Source organism: Planctellipticum variicoloris (assembly GCF_030622045.1).
Classification (GTDB): domain Bacteria; phylum Planctomycetota; class Planctomycetia; order Planctomycetales; family Planctomycetaceae; genus Planctellipticum; species Planctellipticum variicoloris.
Window position 1 is genome coordinate 1000755 of record NZ_CP130886.1, and the last position, 15507, is coordinate 1016261.

At 64.3% G+C, this 15507-nt stretch carries 13 protein-coding genes; 12 read left to right on the forward strand and 1 reads right to left on the reverse strand.

The window, feature by feature from the left end:
• Positions 1-105: 105 nt before the first annotated feature.
• The 5 genes from SH412_RS03895 (at position 106) to SH412_RS03915 (ending at position 6310) form a co-directional block, all read left to right on the forward strand.
• Positions 106-3060 carry an FAD-binding oxidoreductase gene (locus SH412_RS03895; protein ID WP_336522201.1) on the forward strand — a complete coding sequence of 985 codons (2955 nt, stop codon included), beginning with the start codon at positions 106-108 and terminating at the stop codon, positions 3058-3060.
• A 2-nt stretch (positions 3061-3062) separates the two neighbouring features.
• The gene (locus SH412_RS03900; protein WP_336522202.1) at positions 3063-3302 is read left to right on the forward strand and encodes a MoaD/ThiS family protein; all 240 of its coding nucleotides are present in this window, start codon (positions 3063-3065) and stop codon (positions 3300-3302) included.
• 239 nt (positions 3303-3541) lie between these two features.
• Complete coding sequence (locus tag SH412_RS03905) at positions 3542-3985, forward strand: molybdenum cofactor biosynthesis protein MoaE (protein ID WP_336522203.1); 444 nt, start codon at positions 3542-3544, stop codon at positions 3983-3985.
• Positions 3982-4977 carry a GTP 3',8-cyclase MoaA gene (gene moaA / locus SH412_RS03910; RefSeq protein WP_336522204.1) on the forward strand — a complete coding sequence of 332 codons (996 nt, stop codon included), beginning with the start codon at positions 3982-3984 and terminating at the stop codon, positions 4975-4977. The genes SH412_RS03905 and moaA overlap by 4 nt, the downstream gene beginning before the upstream one ends.
• A 175-nt stretch (positions 4978-5152) precedes the next feature.
• Complete coding sequence (locus SH412_RS03915) at positions 5153-6310, forward strand: aminotransferase class V-fold PLP-dependent enzyme (protein WP_336522205.1); 1158 nt, start codon at positions 5153-5155, stop codon at positions 6308-6310.
• A 319-nt stretch (positions 6311-6629) separates the two neighbouring features.
• Here the strand turns inward: SH412_RS03915 and SH412_RS03920 are convergent, their stop codons facing one another.
• Positions 6630-7226: a putative metallopeptidase gene (locus tag SH412_RS03920; RefSeq protein WP_336522206.1), complete on the reverse strand. Its 597-nt coding sequence runs from the start codon at positions 7224-7226 to the stop codon at positions 6630-6632.
• A 631-nt stretch (positions 7227-7857) separates the two neighbouring features.
• Here SH412_RS03920 and groL (SH412_RS03925) point away from each other — a divergent pair.
• The 7 genes from groL (SH412_RS03925) to SH412_RS03955 all read left to right on the forward strand — a co-directional run bounded on the left by groL (SH412_RS03925) (position 7858) and on the right by SH412_RS03955 (position 15414).
• A complete protein-coding gene (gene groL / locus SH412_RS03925) occupies positions 7858-9555 on the forward strand; it encodes a chaperonin GroEL (RefSeq protein WP_336522207.1) in 1698 nt (565 codons plus the stop codon).
• A gap of 127 nt (positions 9556-9682) precedes the next feature.
• Positions 9683-9982 (forward strand): co-chaperone GroES, encoded by a 300-nt coding sequence (gene groES / locus SH412_RS03930; RefSeq protein ID WP_419555768.1) that lies wholly within the window; start codon positions 9683-9685, stop codon positions 9980-9982.
• Positions 9983-10126: 144 nt separating this feature from the next.
• Positions 10127-11743, forward strand: a complete 1617-nt coding sequence (gene groL / locus SH412_RS03935; RefSeq protein WP_336522209.1) for a chaperonin GroEL — start codon at positions 10127-10129, stop codon at positions 11741-11743.
• 299 nt (positions 11744-12042) lie between these two features.
• A complete protein-coding gene (gene dnaJ, locus SH412_RS03940; RefSeq protein ID WP_336522210.1) occupies positions 12043-13200 on the forward strand; it encodes a molecular chaperone DnaJ in 1158 nt (385 codons plus the stop codon).
• Positions 13201-13242: 42 nt separating this feature from the next.
• Positions 13243-13758: a nucleotide exchange factor GrpE gene (grpE, locus tag SH412_RS03945; RefSeq protein ID WP_336522211.1), complete on the forward strand. Its 516-nt coding sequence runs from the start codon at positions 13243-13245 to the stop codon at positions 13756-13758.
• Between the two features lie 176 nt (positions 13759-13934).
• Positions 13935-14243 carry an FmdB family zinc ribbon protein gene (locus SH412_RS03950; protein ID WP_336522212.1) on the forward strand — a complete coding sequence of 103 codons (309 nt, stop codon included), beginning with the start codon at positions 13935-13937 and terminating at the stop codon, positions 14241-14243.
• Between the two features lie 298 nt (positions 14244-14541).
• Complete coding sequence (locus SH412_RS03955; RefSeq protein ID WP_336522213.1) at positions 14542-15414, forward strand: hypothetical protein; 873 nt, start codon at positions 14542-14544, stop codon at positions 15412-15414.
• The last annotated feature ends 93 nt before the right edge of the window (positions 15415-15507 follow it).

Here is a 15507-nt window from a genome sequence, read left to right on the forward strand (position 1 = left end):
GCGATATGCTGGAGTGTTCCAGTCGATGGGTCCTAGCTGTGGAAGGTTTGTCGGCGGGTCTTGCTGGTCCGTGGATTCCGGTCTCCGTTCGGAGAGGCTTCGCGTTTGGAAACTCCCGAGCTTGGCATCTGTGAAGACCTGGCGGGCCTCTTTCGCGGCGAGATTCGCGACGATCCGCTCGGTCGGGCGATCTATGCGAGCGACGCGAGCCTGTATCAGGTGACGCCGCAGGCGGTGTGCTGTCCGCAGGACGCCGACGACCTGGCGGTGCTGGTGAAGTACGCCCGCGAGGAGCGGCTGCCGTTGTTTGCGCGCGGGGCGGGTTCCGGCCTGGCGGGGGAGTCGCTGGGGCGGGGGCTGATCGTCGATTTCTCGCGTCATATGCACGAGGTGCTGTCGTTCGGCGAGCAGACGGTGCGCGTGCAGCCGGGAGTGGTGCTGGAGGGGCTCAATGAACGGCTGCGTCCGCTGGGGCGGTACTTTCCGCCGGACCCTTCGGGTTCCGCGGTCACGACGATCGGCGGGATGCTGGGGGTCGACGCCGCCGGTTCGCATTCGATTCGCGTCGGTTCGACGCGCGATCACGTGCAGAGTCTGGAAGTCGTGCTGGCGTCGGGGGTGAGATTCGAGGCGGGGGTCGAGTCCGTCCCTGGGGGGCTGACGGAGCTGAACGAAGAGTTTGAAAACCGTCCGGAGGCCGTGCGCGGGTGGCTGCTGTCGCGGCTGTCGCATCTGCTGGCGGCCAATGCGGAGATGATCCAGGAACGGCAGCCTGCGCGGCAGTTTCGAAATCGGAGCGGGTACTTTCTGCGCGGCGTGCTCTCCGATGGAACGATCAATCTGCCGCGGCTGCTGGTGGGATCGGAAGGGACGCTGGGGCTGATCACCGCGGCGACGCTGCATACGTCGCCGCTGCCGGCCTGTCGGGGGGTGATTCTGCTGCTGTATCCTTCCGTCGACAGCGCGGCGGAGGCGGTGCGGCATCTGGTTCGCGAAGAGCCGAGCGCCTGCGATCTGCTGGATCGGCGGATTCTGACGCTGGCGTGCGAAATCGACGAGCAACTGGCCCGGACGGTTCCACCGTCGACGGAGGCGGCGCTGATTGTCGAACAGACCGGCGGAAACGAGGAGGATGTGTTGCGCCGCCTGGAGCGGCTGGTTGCGGCGCAGCAGGAAATTGCGGCGCCCGGGCAACTGGTCTGGCGGGCGGTGGGCGACCGGGAGGTCGAGCGATTGTGGGGCATTGCTCATCGGGTTGTGCCGTTGCTGAACCGGCTGCGCGGGGAAACGCGGCCGCTGCCGTTTGTGGAAGACATCGCCGTCCCCCCGGAGTCGCTGCAGGAGTTTCTGCATCGGGCTCAGCGGGTGTTGCACCGGCACCAGGCGGTGGCGTCGCTCTACGCGCATGCGGCGGCCGGGCAGGTCCATTTGCGTCCGTTTCTGGCGAATCCGACGCCGGCGAGTGCTTCGAAGCTGGAGGAACTGGCGCGTGACCTTTATGAGGCGGCGCTGGCGCTGGGGGGATCGCTCAGCGGGGAGCATGGACTGGGGCTGGCGCGAACGGCGTTTCTGCGGTCGCAGTACGGTCCGCTGTATCGCGTTTTCGAGCAGATCAAGCGGCTGTTCGATCCCGAGAACCTGCTCAACCCCGGTAAGGTGATCAGCGACGATCCCCACTTGACGGTGCGTCATTTCCGTCCGGCGGAGGAGCCGCAGTTGCCGCTGCACCAGGTTCAGCTCGAATGGTCGCCTGTCGAACTCAAGGAGCAGGCGGCGCGCTGCAATGGCTGCGGCGCATGCAGGACGCAAGGGCCGGAAGGGCGGATGTGTCCGTTCTTCCGGACCGAACCGGACGAAGAGCGATCGCCGCGGGCGAAGGCGAATGTCATGCGGTGGCTGGCGGACGGGACGCTGCCGGCGACGGTGCTCGATCAGCCGGAGATGGAGCGGTTGACGCGATCGTGTTTCAACTGCAAGCAGTGCGAGCTGGAATGCCCGGCGAACGTCAACGTGCCGCACCTGATGCTGGAAGCGAAGGCTCAACGGGTGGCCGCCCACGGGCTGTCGCGCATCGACTGGTTTCTGTCGCGGCTGCATACGTGGGGGAATTTCGGCTGCCGGGTCTCCCCGGCGATCAATCTGCTCCTGCAGACGCGACTGGGGCGCTGGCTGCTGGAGAAGTCGGTGCAGATCGCCCGCCAGCGCAAACTTCCGCGTTTTGCCCGCCGGCCGTTTTTGCAGACAGCCCGCAGGAAATGGCTGATGCCGCCGGCGTCGTTCGCAGCGCCGCGACCGGTGATCTATTTTGTCGACCACTACGCCAACTACCACGATCCGGATCTGGCGGAAGCCTTCTGCCGGATCGTGGAGCACCAGGGACTGCGGGTGCATGTGCCGCCGGGGCAGCGACCGTCGGGAATGGCGTTGATTTCCGCGGGAGACATCGAAGCGGCCCGACCGCTGGCGGAGCACAACATTAGGACGCTGGTGGAGTTTGCCCGCGAGGGTTGCCCGATCGTCTGCACGGAGCCGACGGCTGCGGTCTGCCTGCGGCAGGACTACCCGCGGATTCTCAACGACGGCGAAGCCGGCCTCGTGGCCGGGCAGGTGATCGAGGCGGGGGAGTTTCTGCGACAGATTGACCAACAGGGGAATCTGCGACGGAATTTCTCAGAGCTGTCGATGAATGCCGCGTACCACACGCCGTGCCATTTGAAGGCGCTGGGGGCGGGAGAGCCGCTCGCGGACTTGTGCGATCTGATTCCCGGTCTGGAGATTTCCCGGATCGAGCATGGGTGTTCGGGAATGGCAGGAGTGTTCGGGCTCTCGACGGCCAACCTTGCGGAGTCTCTGGCCATCGGTCACGATTTAATCGAACGAATGGCCACAGATCGCTTTGGCGTGGGGATGACCGAATGCAGCGCGTGCAAAATGCAGATGGAGCAGCGGACGACGCGTCCGACGGTGCACCCGCTGAAGTTGCTGGCGCTGGCGTACGGACTGATGCCGGAGTTGAAGCGGGCGCTGCAGCCGTCGAACAACCGGCGCGTGATTTCCTGACGGTGCCGGTGCAGTTGTTCGCGCGGGCGGCGGATCTGGCGGGGACCGCCCGACTGATGGTGTCGCTGCGGAACCCTTTTACTGTTCAGCAGTTGCGGCGAGACCTGGGCGTCGCCTGTCCGGCTCTGGAGACGATTCAGAGTTCGCTGCTGATCGCCGTCGATCGGCGGTATGCAGGGCCGGAGACGGTAATCGGCGCGAAGTCGGACGTGGCCTGCTTTCCGCCGGTGAGCGGGGGGTAGCAATTAGGGAGTAGCGAGCAGGGAATAGCGAATAGCCAGAGGAAGAGGGCTGATCGCGGGTCGCCAGAAGAAGAGAATCGAGGGGGCGTGGTGTTCTGCTCTGGCTGTTCGCTGCTCCCTGTTCGCTATTGCCGATATTCGCTGGCCGCGGTTGGTTCCGTGGACAGGACCGCGTACAACTGTGGAGTGGTGGAACCGGTCGAAGGACTGCCGTCTGGCCGAGATATCGAGCTGTTGTGATGATTGAACTGACCAACGCGGAAATTGACTACCAGCAGCTCACCGAGCGGGTGAGATCGCCGCGGGCGGGGGCGGTGATCCTGTTTCTGGGGACCGTGCGGGAGTTTACGCAGGGACGTCAGACCGTTGCGCTCGACTACGACGCCTATCCGGACATGGCCCGCAGCCAGCTCGCAGAGCTGGAGGCCGAGGCTCGCGACCGCTGGCCGGTGGTGGAATGCGCCATTTCCCACCGGCTGGGACGGCTGGAACTGGGGGATGTCAGCGTGGCGGTGGCGGTGAGCTGTCCGCATCGGCGGGATGCGTTCGAAGCCGGGCAGTTTCTGATCGACGAACTAAAAGTTCGCGTGCCGATCTGGAAGAAAGAAAACTGGGCGGACGGGCAGACCGAGTGGGTGCATCCCGCGGGTTCAGCCACACCGATGCCGGAGACCGCACGATGAACGCTCCCCTGATCGATTCGTTCGGGCGCGTGCACGACAATTTGCGGATCAGCGTGACCGATCGTTGCAACATCCGCTGCTTCTATTGCATGCCGGCGGAAAACGTCACGTTCATGGATCGTCGCGACCTGCTCACCTTCGAAGAACTCGAACGGTTCGCGCGGATCGCGGTGACTCTGGGAATCACGAAGTTGCGGCTGACGGGCGGGGAGCCGCTGGTCCGCCGTAACCTGGACGAACTGGTCCGGCGGCTGGCGGCGGTCCCGGGAATTCAGGATATCGGCCTGACCACCAACGGGCTGCTGCTCGCCGATCAGGCGGAGGCGCTCTTCGCGGCCGGGCTGCGACGGATCAATGTCAGCCTGGACGCTCTCGATCCGGTGCGATTCAAGGAGTTCACGCGACGCGACGGCTATGAGAAGGTGATCGAGGGGATTCACGCCGCGAAGCGGGCGGGATTCGATCCGATCAAGATCAACGCAGTTTCCGTGCGCGGCATGACCGAAGATCAGGTTGTGCCCTTCGGCCACTTTGCCCGCGAGACGGGGGTCGAGGTGCGGTTTATCGAGTACATGCCGCTGGATGCCGATGCCGCGTGGGAGCGGGAGAAGGTGCTGTTCGCTCAGGAAATCGTCGATCAACTGTCGGCGGAGATTCAGCCGCTGGTGGCTCTTCCGCCGCGGGATACGCGGGCGCCGGCGACGGACTATGAATTTGCGGACGGCATCGGACGGATCGGCTTTATCGCCTCGGTGAGCCAGCCGTTCTGCCTGAGCTGTAACCGGATCCGGATCACCGCGGACGGCAAGCTGCGCAACTGTCTGTTCAGCCTGGAAGAAACGGACTTGCGCGGACTGCTGCGCGAGGGAGCGCCGGATGACGAGATCGCGGCACTTGTCCGGCAGTCCGTGTCGGCGAAGAAAGAGGGGCACGAGATCAACACGGCCCGGTTCGTGCAGCCGGAGCGGCCGATGTACTCGATTGGCGGTTGAGACGGCAGGGTGAAAATCCGAGATTTCGAAGCACGAAATCCGGAAAAGTTCCAAACACAAAACAGCAAATGAAGACGCGAGGCGGAGCCTCGCGGGGAGGCGTTCCCAGGCGGAGCCTGGGAACGAGGACATTTGTGTTGAAACGCGCAGGCTCAGCTCACCACATTGAAGATTTATGCGGATCTATCTCGACAATGCGGCGACGACGTTTCCGAAGCCTCCCGAGGTCTACACGGCGGTGGGCCAGTATCAGCGGGAGCTGGGGGCTCCGGTCGGTCGGGGGGCGTATCTGGAGGCGATCGAGGTTCAGCGGCGGGTCGATCGCTGCCGGCAACTGGCGGCCGAGTTGCTGGGGGCCGGCGATCCCCGGCGGATCGTCTTCACGTTCAACGGCACCGACAGCCTGAACCTGGCGCTGCAGGGACTGATCCGGCCGGGCGATCATGTGGTGACGACCGCCGCCGAGCATAACTCGGTGCTGCGACCGCTGCGATGGTTGTCAGAACGGCGCGGCATCCGCCTGACCGTCGTCCCCTGCGATCCAACGGGACTGGTTTCCGTCGAGGGCATCCGCGAGGCCTGCCAGGCGCCGACGCGACTGGTGTGCGTCACCCATGCGTCGAACGTGACGGGATCCGTGCAGCCGATCGAGGAGATCGGACAAACTGCGCGATCGGCCGGGGCGCTGATGGTGCTGGATGCGGCCCAGTCGGCGGGGCAGTGGCCGATCGACCTGGGGGCGCTCCCGGTGGATGTGCTCTGCTGCTCAGGGCACAAGGGACTGCTGGGGCCGTTGGGAACCGGGCTGGTCTGGCTGGGGCCTGCGGCGGAGGAGCAGATCGACGATTACCGGCTGGGGGGCACGGGAACGCAGAGCGAGAAGGAAGAGCAGCCGGAGACGCTCCCCGACCGATTCGAATCGGGAAATCACAACGCGCCGGGGCTGCTGGGGCTGGGTGCGGCGCTGGAGTGGCTGCGGACGACCGGAATCGAGACGGTCGCCCGTCACGAACGCGAACTGACGGGTCGGCTGCTGGAGGGACTGGCCGGGATTCCGGAGGTGAAAGTCCATGGCCCGGCTGCGGAGGCTCCACGGACGGGAGTCGTCAGCGTCACGGTCGACGGATACGAACCGCAGACCCTGGCGGCGCTGCTGGACGAGCACTTCGGCGTGCAGACGCGGGCCGGTTTTCACTGCGCGCCGCGGATTCATGCGGCGCTCGGCACCGCAGCGACCGGAGGAACGCTCCGGTTCAGCATCGGGCCGTTCAATACGACGGACCACATTGACGCCGCGGTGGAGGGGATGCGGGAGCTGGCGGGGGCGGTGTAGCGGGGGAAGAGATCAGTGCAAAATGAAAAGTGAAAAATGCAAAGTGCAAAATGGGAAGATGAGTCGGGGTGTCACGCACGACTCTTCTCAAGTTCCATTCGGGCAAGATGTCGGGTGAGTCGAGTCTTCGAGGCTCACCGTAACTCGTTAAAAAAGAGCTGGGCCTCGCGGACTCGACTCACCCAACTCTGAAACTGGGAAGAGCCGTGGGGTGGCACGCCCAGAGGCTTTGAGATGGGCGTGTCTTCGTTTTCGTTTCCACGCCCATCGAGGACTCTGGGCGTGCCCCCCGAATTCGCTTCTTCGCCGAAGGCTCAACTTACGCGCTGCGGCTGTTTGGCAGCGGGACCAGCCGCGGGATCGGCAGGCGGACGCCGACGACTCGGCCGTGGCGGGCGACGAGTTTGCGGAAGTCTTCGCGGAGGAACCCCCAGAGGTGCTCCGGGGGACGAGTTGCAAGATATCGCTCGGAGAGCTCGCCCATCTGCCGGTCGTATTCGCGCTGGCTGTGGCTGTGGACGTGGTAGCGGCCGTCGAGCCGGCGGATGTCGCCGTCGAACCGCGGGCTGATGTGGTACAGCTCGTGGAAGACGGTAATGAGCTTCTCCCGCAGCGGCTGATCGAGGAACCGGGGGAGATAGAACGTGAGGATGTAGAGAATCTCGTGTTCGCCGGCGAAGAGGCGGCGGACGGTCCATTGGCGGCGGCCGCGGCGAGTGACAAGGCCGCCGTTTTCGAACCGCATGGGGGTCAGTTTGGCCTGCAGGCCGTGGAGGGCGGAATGGCGGGCCTGGGCGAAAGTGACCGCGACCTGTTCCATGCGGAGGTGCTGAAAGTCGGGGACCCGGGCGGCGATGTCTTCACAGAGGCTCCGCATGGAGCTCGTAAAGTCAAAGGTCGCCGCAGTTTCTGACACCGGAGAGTCCCTTCCCGGAACCGCAAGGCAGATCCCAGCCCGCGGAGGAGTTTCGCAAAATCGGGCAAAGTGATCAAGATGAGGGGGGGGGAGTCGGGCTTCGGGCTTCGGGTATCGGGCTTCGCAGAGGCTGCACGCGACTCGGGGCGTGGTTTCGAGGCTCCACGTTCCGTCCGCATCGTTTCCCAGGCGGCATAAAGCCGTTTCATGCGCGCCCTTCCGCCCAGAATCTGCAGGAGATCATTTCTGCGAAGCCCGAAGCCCGAAGCCCGAGGCCCGATTCGTTCCCCCAGTCTGCCGGGGTGGCAGATTCCGCACGGTCGCGGGCTGTCACAACGGGGGGCCGGTGAAACGGGCGCTGCCAAGTTGGCAGCCGGCGTGGATTTCCGGTCTCGACTGAGCGTCGCAAACCCTTTGGAATCAGGGACTTTGATTTCCGGATTGCGCGGGCATGCTGTTTGCTTCTCGGGCGGAATGTTCGCCAAGAACCGGTTTCCCGCGGAAGGTCCGAGTCCCGGTGGGCAGGCTGTCGCGTTGTGACCAACACAGCGGCAGCCTGATCGGAGTCCGCGGTTCTTACAGGCGTCGTTTGGACGAGCCGACAGAGGCACTTGCTGGTTGAGGAGAAGCTGTGGCAAAGCTGATCAGTTTTGACGAGGACGCGCGGAAGAGTCTGCTGGAGGGGGTCTCCAAGCTGTCGCGAGCCGTCAAGAGCACGTTGGGCCCGCGCGGCCGCAACGCTGTGCTCGATAAGGGCTGGGGGTCGCCGAAGGTGACCAAGGACGGCGTGACCGTCGCTCAGGACATCGAGCTGGAAGACAAATACGAAAATATGGGCGTGCAGCTCGTCAAGGAGGCTGCCTCCAAGACCAGCGACGTGGCCGGCGACGGCACCACCACCGCGACCGTGCTGGCGGAAGCCATCTTCCGCGAGGGTCTGCGGTTCATCGCCTCAGGCGTGGACGCCATGGCCCTGGGCCGCGGCGTGCAGAAGGCGGTCGACGCCGTGACGGCGGAGATCAAGAAGCTGGCCAAGCCGGTGAAGTCGGACGACCGGAAGGCCGTCGAGACCGTCGCCGCGATCGCCGGCAACAACGACAAGGAAATCGGCCGGATTCTGGCCGACGCGCTGCTGAAGGTGGGCAAGGACGGGGTGATCACCGTCGAAGAAGGCCGCCAGGTCAGCACGGAAGTCGAGCTGGTCGAAGGGATGCAGTTCGAGCGCGGTTACCTGTCGCCGCACTTCGTGACCGATCAGGATCACCAGGTTGTCGAACTCGACAACGCCCGCATTCTGATTTACGAAGAGAAGATCAGCTCCGCCAAGGTGCTGGTGCCGCTGCTGGAGAAGGTCTCCAAGTCGGGCATCAACCTGCTGATTATCGCCGAAGACATCGAAGGGGAAGCCCTGGCGACCCTGGTCGTCAACAAGCTGCGCGGGATCATCAAGGTGTGCGCGGTCAAGGCTCCCGGCTACGGCGATCGCCGCAAGGCGATGCTCGAGGACATTGCGATCCTCACCGGCGGCAAGGCCATCTTCAAGGACCTGGGCGTCAAGCTCGAAAACGTCGAGCTGAGCGATCTGGGGACGGCCCGGAAGGTTCGGATCGACGGCGAGAATACGACCGTCGTCCAGGGGGGCGGCAAGAAGGAAGCGATCGCCGGTCGGGCCGAGATGATCCGCAAGGAAATCACGAAGACCGACAGCGAATACGACCGCGAGAAGCTGCAGGAACGGCTCGCCAAGCTGGCGGGGGGCGTGGCGCAGATCAACGTCGGCGCCCACACCGAAACCGAGATGAAGGAACGCAAGGACCTGCTCGACGACGCCCTGGCCGCCACCCGTGCGGCCCTGGAAGAAGGGGTCGTGCCCGGCGGCGGAGTGACTCTGCTGCGAGCGGCGGTCGGCCTTGAGAAGCTGAAGCTGGACGGGGACGAGAAGTTCGGCGTCGAGCTGATCCGCAACGTGCTCGACATGCCGCTGCGGACGATTGCCGAGAACGCCGGTCTCGACGGCTCCGTGGTGGCTCACCACGTCCGCAAGTCGAAGGACAAGAGCCACGGCTACGACGCGCTCAACGAGCGTTATGGCGACATGTTCGAGTTCGGCGTGGTCGATCCTGCGAAGGTCGTCCGCTCCGCGCTGCAGAACGCCGCCAGCGTCGCCTGCCTGCTGCTGACCACCGACGCCATCGTCGTCGATGCTCCGAAAGAAGAGAGCGGCGACGATCACCATCACGACGACCACCACGATATGGGTGGCATGGGCGGGATGGGCGGCATGGGAATGCCGGGCATGGGCGGGATGGGTGGCATGGGCGGGTTCTAGTTCGAACCTCCGGGTGCACGCCGGAGGATGTTGCAAAACTCCTCCGGCTGGTCGCCCGACAGTTTTTTGATTCCCACAATCGGACCACAAGTGCAGACTGCGACGGGCAGTCGCTGAGACTCAGGAGATGAAGAGTATGTCGCTGAAACCTCTGGATGATCGCGTTGTTGTCGAGCCGCTGACCGCTGAAGAGAAGACCGCGGGGGGGATCGTCCTGCCGGACGCCGCCAAGGAGAAGCCGCAGCGCGGCAAGGTTGTTGCGGTCGGCCCGGGCCGGCTGCTGGACAACGGCGAGCGTCACCCGATTTCGCTGGTGATCGGCGACGAAGTTCTGTTCGCCAAGTACGGCGGGACGGAAATCGAAGTGAACGGCAAGGACGTCAAGATCCTGCGGGAATCGGACATCCTGGCCAAAGTGCTGGGCTAAGGGAGCGGAAAGCGGAAAGCGAGGAGCTGAAAGCCAGATTGCCGGTTTTGTCGCGATCTGGAACTCGACTCTTCTTCGGCTCTCCGCTTTCAGCTCTCGGCTTTCAGCGTTCTCCGAACACCCGTCCACAAGGATTTTTCAGAGATGGCGAAGCAACTGCTGTTTGACGACCGCGCCCGCCTGAAGCTGCTGCGCGGCGTGGATACCCTGACCAAGGCGGTCGCGATCACGATGGGGCCGACCGGCCGCAACGTGATCATCGACAAGAGCTTCGGCAACCCGGTGGTTACGAAGGACGGCGTCACGGTCTCGAAGGAAGTCGAACTCGACGATCCGTTCGAGAACATGGGCGCCAAGCTGGTGAACGAAGTCGCCAGCAAGACCAGCGACGTCGCCGGCGACGGCACGACGACCGCCACGGTCCTGGCCCGGGCGATTTACAACGAAGGTCTCCGGAGCCTGACGCTGGGGGCCAACCCCACCGTCGTCCGCAAGGGGATCGACAAGGCGGTCGAAGCCGCGATCGCGTTCATCGAGAAGATGGCCAAGCCGGTTTCGTCGAAGCAGGAGATCGCCCAGATCGGCGCCATCTCCGCCAACAACGACCGCACGATCGGCGATCTGATCGCGGACGCGATGGAGAAGGTCGGCCGCGACGGGGTGATCACCGTCGAGGAAGGGAAGGGGAACTCGACGACCCTCGAACTCGCCGAAGGGATGCAGTTCGACAAGGGGTTCGTTTCCCCGTACTTCGTCACGCATCCGGAAGAGATGAAGTGCATCCTGGAGGATTGCTACATCCTTCTGCACGAGAAGAAGATCTCCAGCCTGCGGGAATTCGTGCCGCTGCTGGAGAAGGTCGCTCAGCGCGGCAAGCCGCTGCTGGTCGTCGCCGAGGACCTGGAAGGGGAAGCCCTGACGGCGCTCGTCGTCAACCGGCTCCGCGGCGTGCTGCAGATCTGCGCCGTCAAGGCGCCGGGCTTCGGCGACCGCCGCAAGGCGATGATGGGCGACATGGCCGTCCTGACGGGCGGCACGCTGATCAGCGAAGACCTGGGGATTACGCTGGAAGCGGTGGAACTGTCGCACCTCGGCCGCGCCAAGCGGGTTGAAGTCGGCAAGGAAGACTGCACGATCATCGAAGGGGCCGGCGACCCGGCTCACATCAAGGCCCGCGTCGATCAGGTGCGCAAGCAGATCGAAGGGACCGAGAGCGAGTACGATCGCGAGAAGTTCCAGGAGCGGCTGGCGAAGCTGACCGGCGGAGTGGCGATCATCTCCGTCGGCGCCGCGACCGAAGCTGAAATGAAGCAGACCAAGGCCCGGATGGAAGACGCCCTGCACGCCACCCGCGCTGCGGTGGAAGAAGGGATCCTCCCGGGCGGCGGCGTGGCCCTGCTGCGGGCCATCGCTGCGGTCAGCGAAGTGAAGGCCAAGGGGGACGAGAAGATCGGCGTGCACATCGTGGCGAAGGCTCTGGAAGCCCCGCTGCGGCAGATCGTCGATAACGGCGGCGGAGACGGCGCGGTGGTGGTGGACGAAGTCCGCAACCTGCCGACCAACCAGGGCTACGACGCCAATGCCGGCAAGTACACGGACATGTACAAGGCCGGTGTGATCGATCCGGCCAAGGTCGTCAAGAACGCGCTGCTGAATGCTTCGTCGATCGCCGGTCTGATGCTCACGACGCAGGTCTGCGTGACCCGCACCGACGAGCCGGCCGGCGGCAAGAAGAAGTCCGTTGAAGGGGCCGTCAGGTAACTGACTGTCTGTCGCGGATCGTGGATCGCCGGAGAAGAGCCCGGTCCTCAATGGAGGCCGGGCTCTTCTTCCAACCGGGTGACCGCCGGGGAGAAGAAGGCCTCTTGCGGAGAGTCAGGGCTGGCAGAGGCCGCAGAGAAGACGGAAGAGAAGTCATTGCAAAATGAAAAATGCAAAATGCAGATCGCAAAATGTCGGACTGGCAAGTCGCGGCGGTGTTTGAGGGCGTGCAGCGCGCAGACTGACGCGGCAGCCTGAAATTCTGCGATACCCGAATCCCGATATCCGATACCCGGCTCATGCCTACCAAAATCTGCTATTACGAAATCCTCGGCGTCGAGAAGACGGCGTCCGCTGATGAGATCAAGCGGGCGTACCGGAAGCTCGCCGGGAAGCATCACCCCGACCGTAATCCCGGGGACGAAGAGGCCATCGCCAAGTTCAAGGAGGCCGCCGAGGCCTTCGATGTCCTCAGCACTCCCGAGAAGAAAGCCCGCTACGACAAGTTCGGCCATGCCGGCGTGCAGGGGGCTGGCGGCGGGGGGGGAGCGGGCTTCCAGGACGTCAACGACATCTTCGACGCGTTCGGCGATCTGTTCGGCTTCGGCGATATGTTCGGCGGGCAGAAGTCGCGACGGGGGGGAGGCGGCCCGCGGGCGCGGCGCGGCGACAGCCTGAAGACGTCGATCACGATCGAGCTGGCTGAGGCGGCCGTCGGCTGCACGCGCGAACTCGAAATCCTGCGGCACGTCTCCTGCGTGACCTGCGGCGGATCGGGGGCCAAGCCCGGCACCAGCCCGGTCAACTGCGACTACTGCGGCGGGCGCGGCCAGGTTGTGCAGTCGCAGGGGTTCTTCCGCGTGCAGACCACGTGTCCGGCCTGTCGCGGTGCGGGGCAGATCATTCGCGAGAAGTGCGAAGAGTGTCAGGGGAGCAAGGTCAAAGCCGAGCGGGCCAAGCTGGAAGTCCGCGTGCCCGCGGGCGTCGACAACGACATGCAGCTCTGCCTGCGGGGCGAAGGGGAGCCGGGCGAGAACGGCGGACCGGCGGGCGATCTGTACGTCGAGATCCGCGTCAAAGCGCACAAGATGTTCGAGCGGCTCGGCCGCGATCTGGGCTGCCGCGTGCCGCTGACGTATTCTCAGGCGGCGCTTGGGACCGAGTTCGATATTCCCACGCTGACCGGTAAACACCGGCTGAAGATTCTGGCCGGGACGCAGCCCGGGGAAACGATCCGACTGCGGGGCCTGGGGATGCCCGATCCGCATGGCGGGGCCCGGGGGGACCTGCTGGTGGACGTGACCATCGAGGTTCCGAAGAAGCTCAACAAGCAGCAGGAAAAGCTGCTCCGCGAGATGGCGGAGCTGGACAACAAGCATGTCAGCCCGCATCGCAAATCGTTCTTCGAGCAGGTGAAGGAATATTTCACCGGCCAGGAAGAGGCGTCGGCTGACTGAATCCGTTTTCCGCGCACCACGCGCGATCAGAGGTAATGACTCATGACTGAAGCTCCCCCTCCGAATGATGAAGCCGCGACCGAAGGCGAGTCGCTCGACGTTCAACTTCAGCAGGCGCTGGCCGAGCGGGACGAGTACAAGGACAAATGGGCGCGGGCGATGGCGGATCTCGACAACTTCCGCCGGCGGATCCAGCGCGAGATGGAAGAGGATCGCAAGTACCTGGCGCTGCCGCTGCTGAAGGCGCTGCTGCCGGGACTGGACGGGCTCGACCGGACGCTGGCTGCTGCGGAGACTTCGAAGAACGCCGACGACCTGATTACCGGCGTGAAGATGGTGCAGAAGCAGTTCGAGTCGTCGCTGGGGCAGTTCGGCGTGCAGGCGATCGCGGCCGTCGGTCTGGAGTTCGATCCGCACATCCACGAAGCCATCACGCAGATGCCGTCGGCCGATCATCCGCCGATGACTGTGCTGCAGGACGTCGAGAAGGGCTATCTGCTGCACGACCGCGTGGTGCGGCCGAGCAAGGTCATTGTGGCGTCGCAACCGCAGCCGTGAACAAGTTTCAAACGCCAAACGCCAAGTTCTAAAGCAGGAGAACCGGGAACACTGGAATCGCGGATGTGTTTCATGTGCAGACTCTGGCGATTCAATGGCGGTACGCTGCATTGGGAGCCTGGTGTTTGAGATTTGGCGCTTTTCGACCCTGTTTATTTCATAATCGAGAGGCCATCATGCCTACGTACGACTATACATGCGACGCCTGCCAGCATGGCTGGGAAGAGTTTCAGCCGATGTCGGCCGAGGCGACGAAGAAGTGCCCGGCGTGCGGCAAGAAGAAGGCCCGCCGGCTGATCGGCGCCGGAGCGGGGCTGCTGTTCAAGGGGTCGGGGTTCTACATCACCGACTACCGCAGCGAGAACTACAAGAAGGGGGCGAGCTCGGACAAGCCCTCGGGCGACTCCGCGCCGAAAAGCGATTCCGGCAGTTCCGGCAAGTCCGACGGCGGCTCGAAGTCCTCGGGCGGCAAGTCGGGCGAGTGAGCGATGCGATGCGAGAAGAGAAGAGAAGAAGATCTCTCGCAGAGGCGCCGAGTGAGCAGAGGCCGCAGAGAAGTCTGAAGTGAAATGAATTCAGGCAAAGACGGGAGTCGAGAGCCAGAGAAGAGTCACCGCAACTGGCAACTGGCAACTGGCAACTGACGAACGACAAACGACAAACGACCAAAAACCAGCACCAGACTCCTCCCAGGATTCGACTCCATTGAGACGCCTGGCCACGGTAGACTGATGGCGGCCGGTGAAATTGTTCCGGGGACTGCCTCCCGTGAGGGTGACTGCCATGTTGCTGGTTCGTGGACTGCTGGTTGCTGCGCTGCTGGGAGTGATCGGAGCTTCCGAGTCTCCGGCGGAAGACGCAGGTCCGAAGGTTCCGCCCCCGGAACCGCCCGATGCACCTGCCGGGCAGGCCGAGCCGGCTGAGGCTCCCGCCACGAAGCGGACGCTGACGCTCCGGAAGGACAGGGACGGCGCGCTGAGCGGCCGATGGATCGTCGTATCCGGCGGTGCGACGACCGAGAAGGAGATCAAGGCGGCGGATCTTTCGGCCTTGAAGCTGGATTTCGCAGAAGCTGCGAAGTTGCTCGACAGCGCCGGCGGCGTGGATGTGAAAGTCGCCGCGGGACTGGCCAATGTCGTTTCGACGTCGAGAACCGAAAGCAACGGGCGGCGCAAGACCGTCATCACGGCGGGGCCGAAGGAGACGACGCTCGAAGAACGTCGCGGCAGCGAACTGCGTCTGCGAGTCGTCACCCGCAAGTCCGACGGCGTCGAGATTGTCGAACACGAGGCCCCGTCGCTCGACGCCTTGAAAAAACTGGACGCTGCGGCCGGCAAGGAGTTCCAGGAGAAGCAGGCAGGGGGAGGGGCGGGCCCGATTCAGATCCGGGCGGGGGGCGTTCCGCCGCAGATGCAGCAGCTCTTCATCAACCGAGGATTTGCGGCGGGGGGCGTTGATCGGACGATCCGGGGTTATTTCCGGGGGGCCGAGCTGCAGATCGTCGAGAATGCGGAAGCAGGGATCGTGATGACGATCACGCGGAGTGCGGACGGGCGGCCGAAACCGGAAGAGTATACGGCGAAAGATCTCAAGGACCTCGAACGCCAGAGCGTCGAGGCGGCGGCGTTGTATCGGCGGTTTACGGGGGAGGAGTAGGCGCCTGGGGGTGGGGCATCGCTCAGATGCTTACCAACACTTTGTATTTACGTCGCAAGTGCTTGCCGATTAAGCCGTCGACGCCGAGTCGCA

Coding starts and splice junctions, on each gene's coding strand:
- SH412_RS03905 (WP_336522203.1), top strand. CDS start 3,542: ATGATTGAACTGACCAACGCGGAAATTGACTACCAGCAGCTCACCGAG.
- SH412_RS03915 (WP_336522205.1), top strand. CDS start 5,153: ATGCGGATCTATCTCGACAATGCGGCGACGACGTTTCCGAAGCCTCCC.
- moaA (WP_336522204.1), top strand. CDS start 3,982: ATGAACGCTCCCCTGATCGATTCGTTCGGGCGCGTGCACGACAATTTG.
- grpE (WP_336522211.1), top strand. CDS start 13,243: ATGACTGAAGCTCCCCCTCCGAATGATGAAGCCGCGACCGAAGGCGAG.
- groL (WP_336522209.1), top strand. CDS start 10,127: ATGGCGAAGCAACTGCTGTTTGACGACCGCGCCCGCCTGAAGCTGCTG.
- groES (WP_419555768.1), top strand. CDS start 9,683: ATGAAGAGTATGTCGCTGAAACCTCTGGATGATCGCGTTGTTGTCGAG.
- SH412_RS03950 (WP_336522212.1), top strand. CDS start 13,935: ATGCCTACGTACGACTATACATGCGACGCCTGCCAGCATGGCTGGGAA.
- SH412_RS03955 (WP_336522213.1), top strand. CDS start 14,542: ATGTTGCTGGTTCGTGGACTGCTGGTTGCTGCGCTGCTGGGAGTGATC.
- dnaJ (WP_336522210.1), top strand. CDS start 12,043: ATGCCTACCAAAATCTGCTATTACGAAATCCTCGGCGTCGAGAAGACG.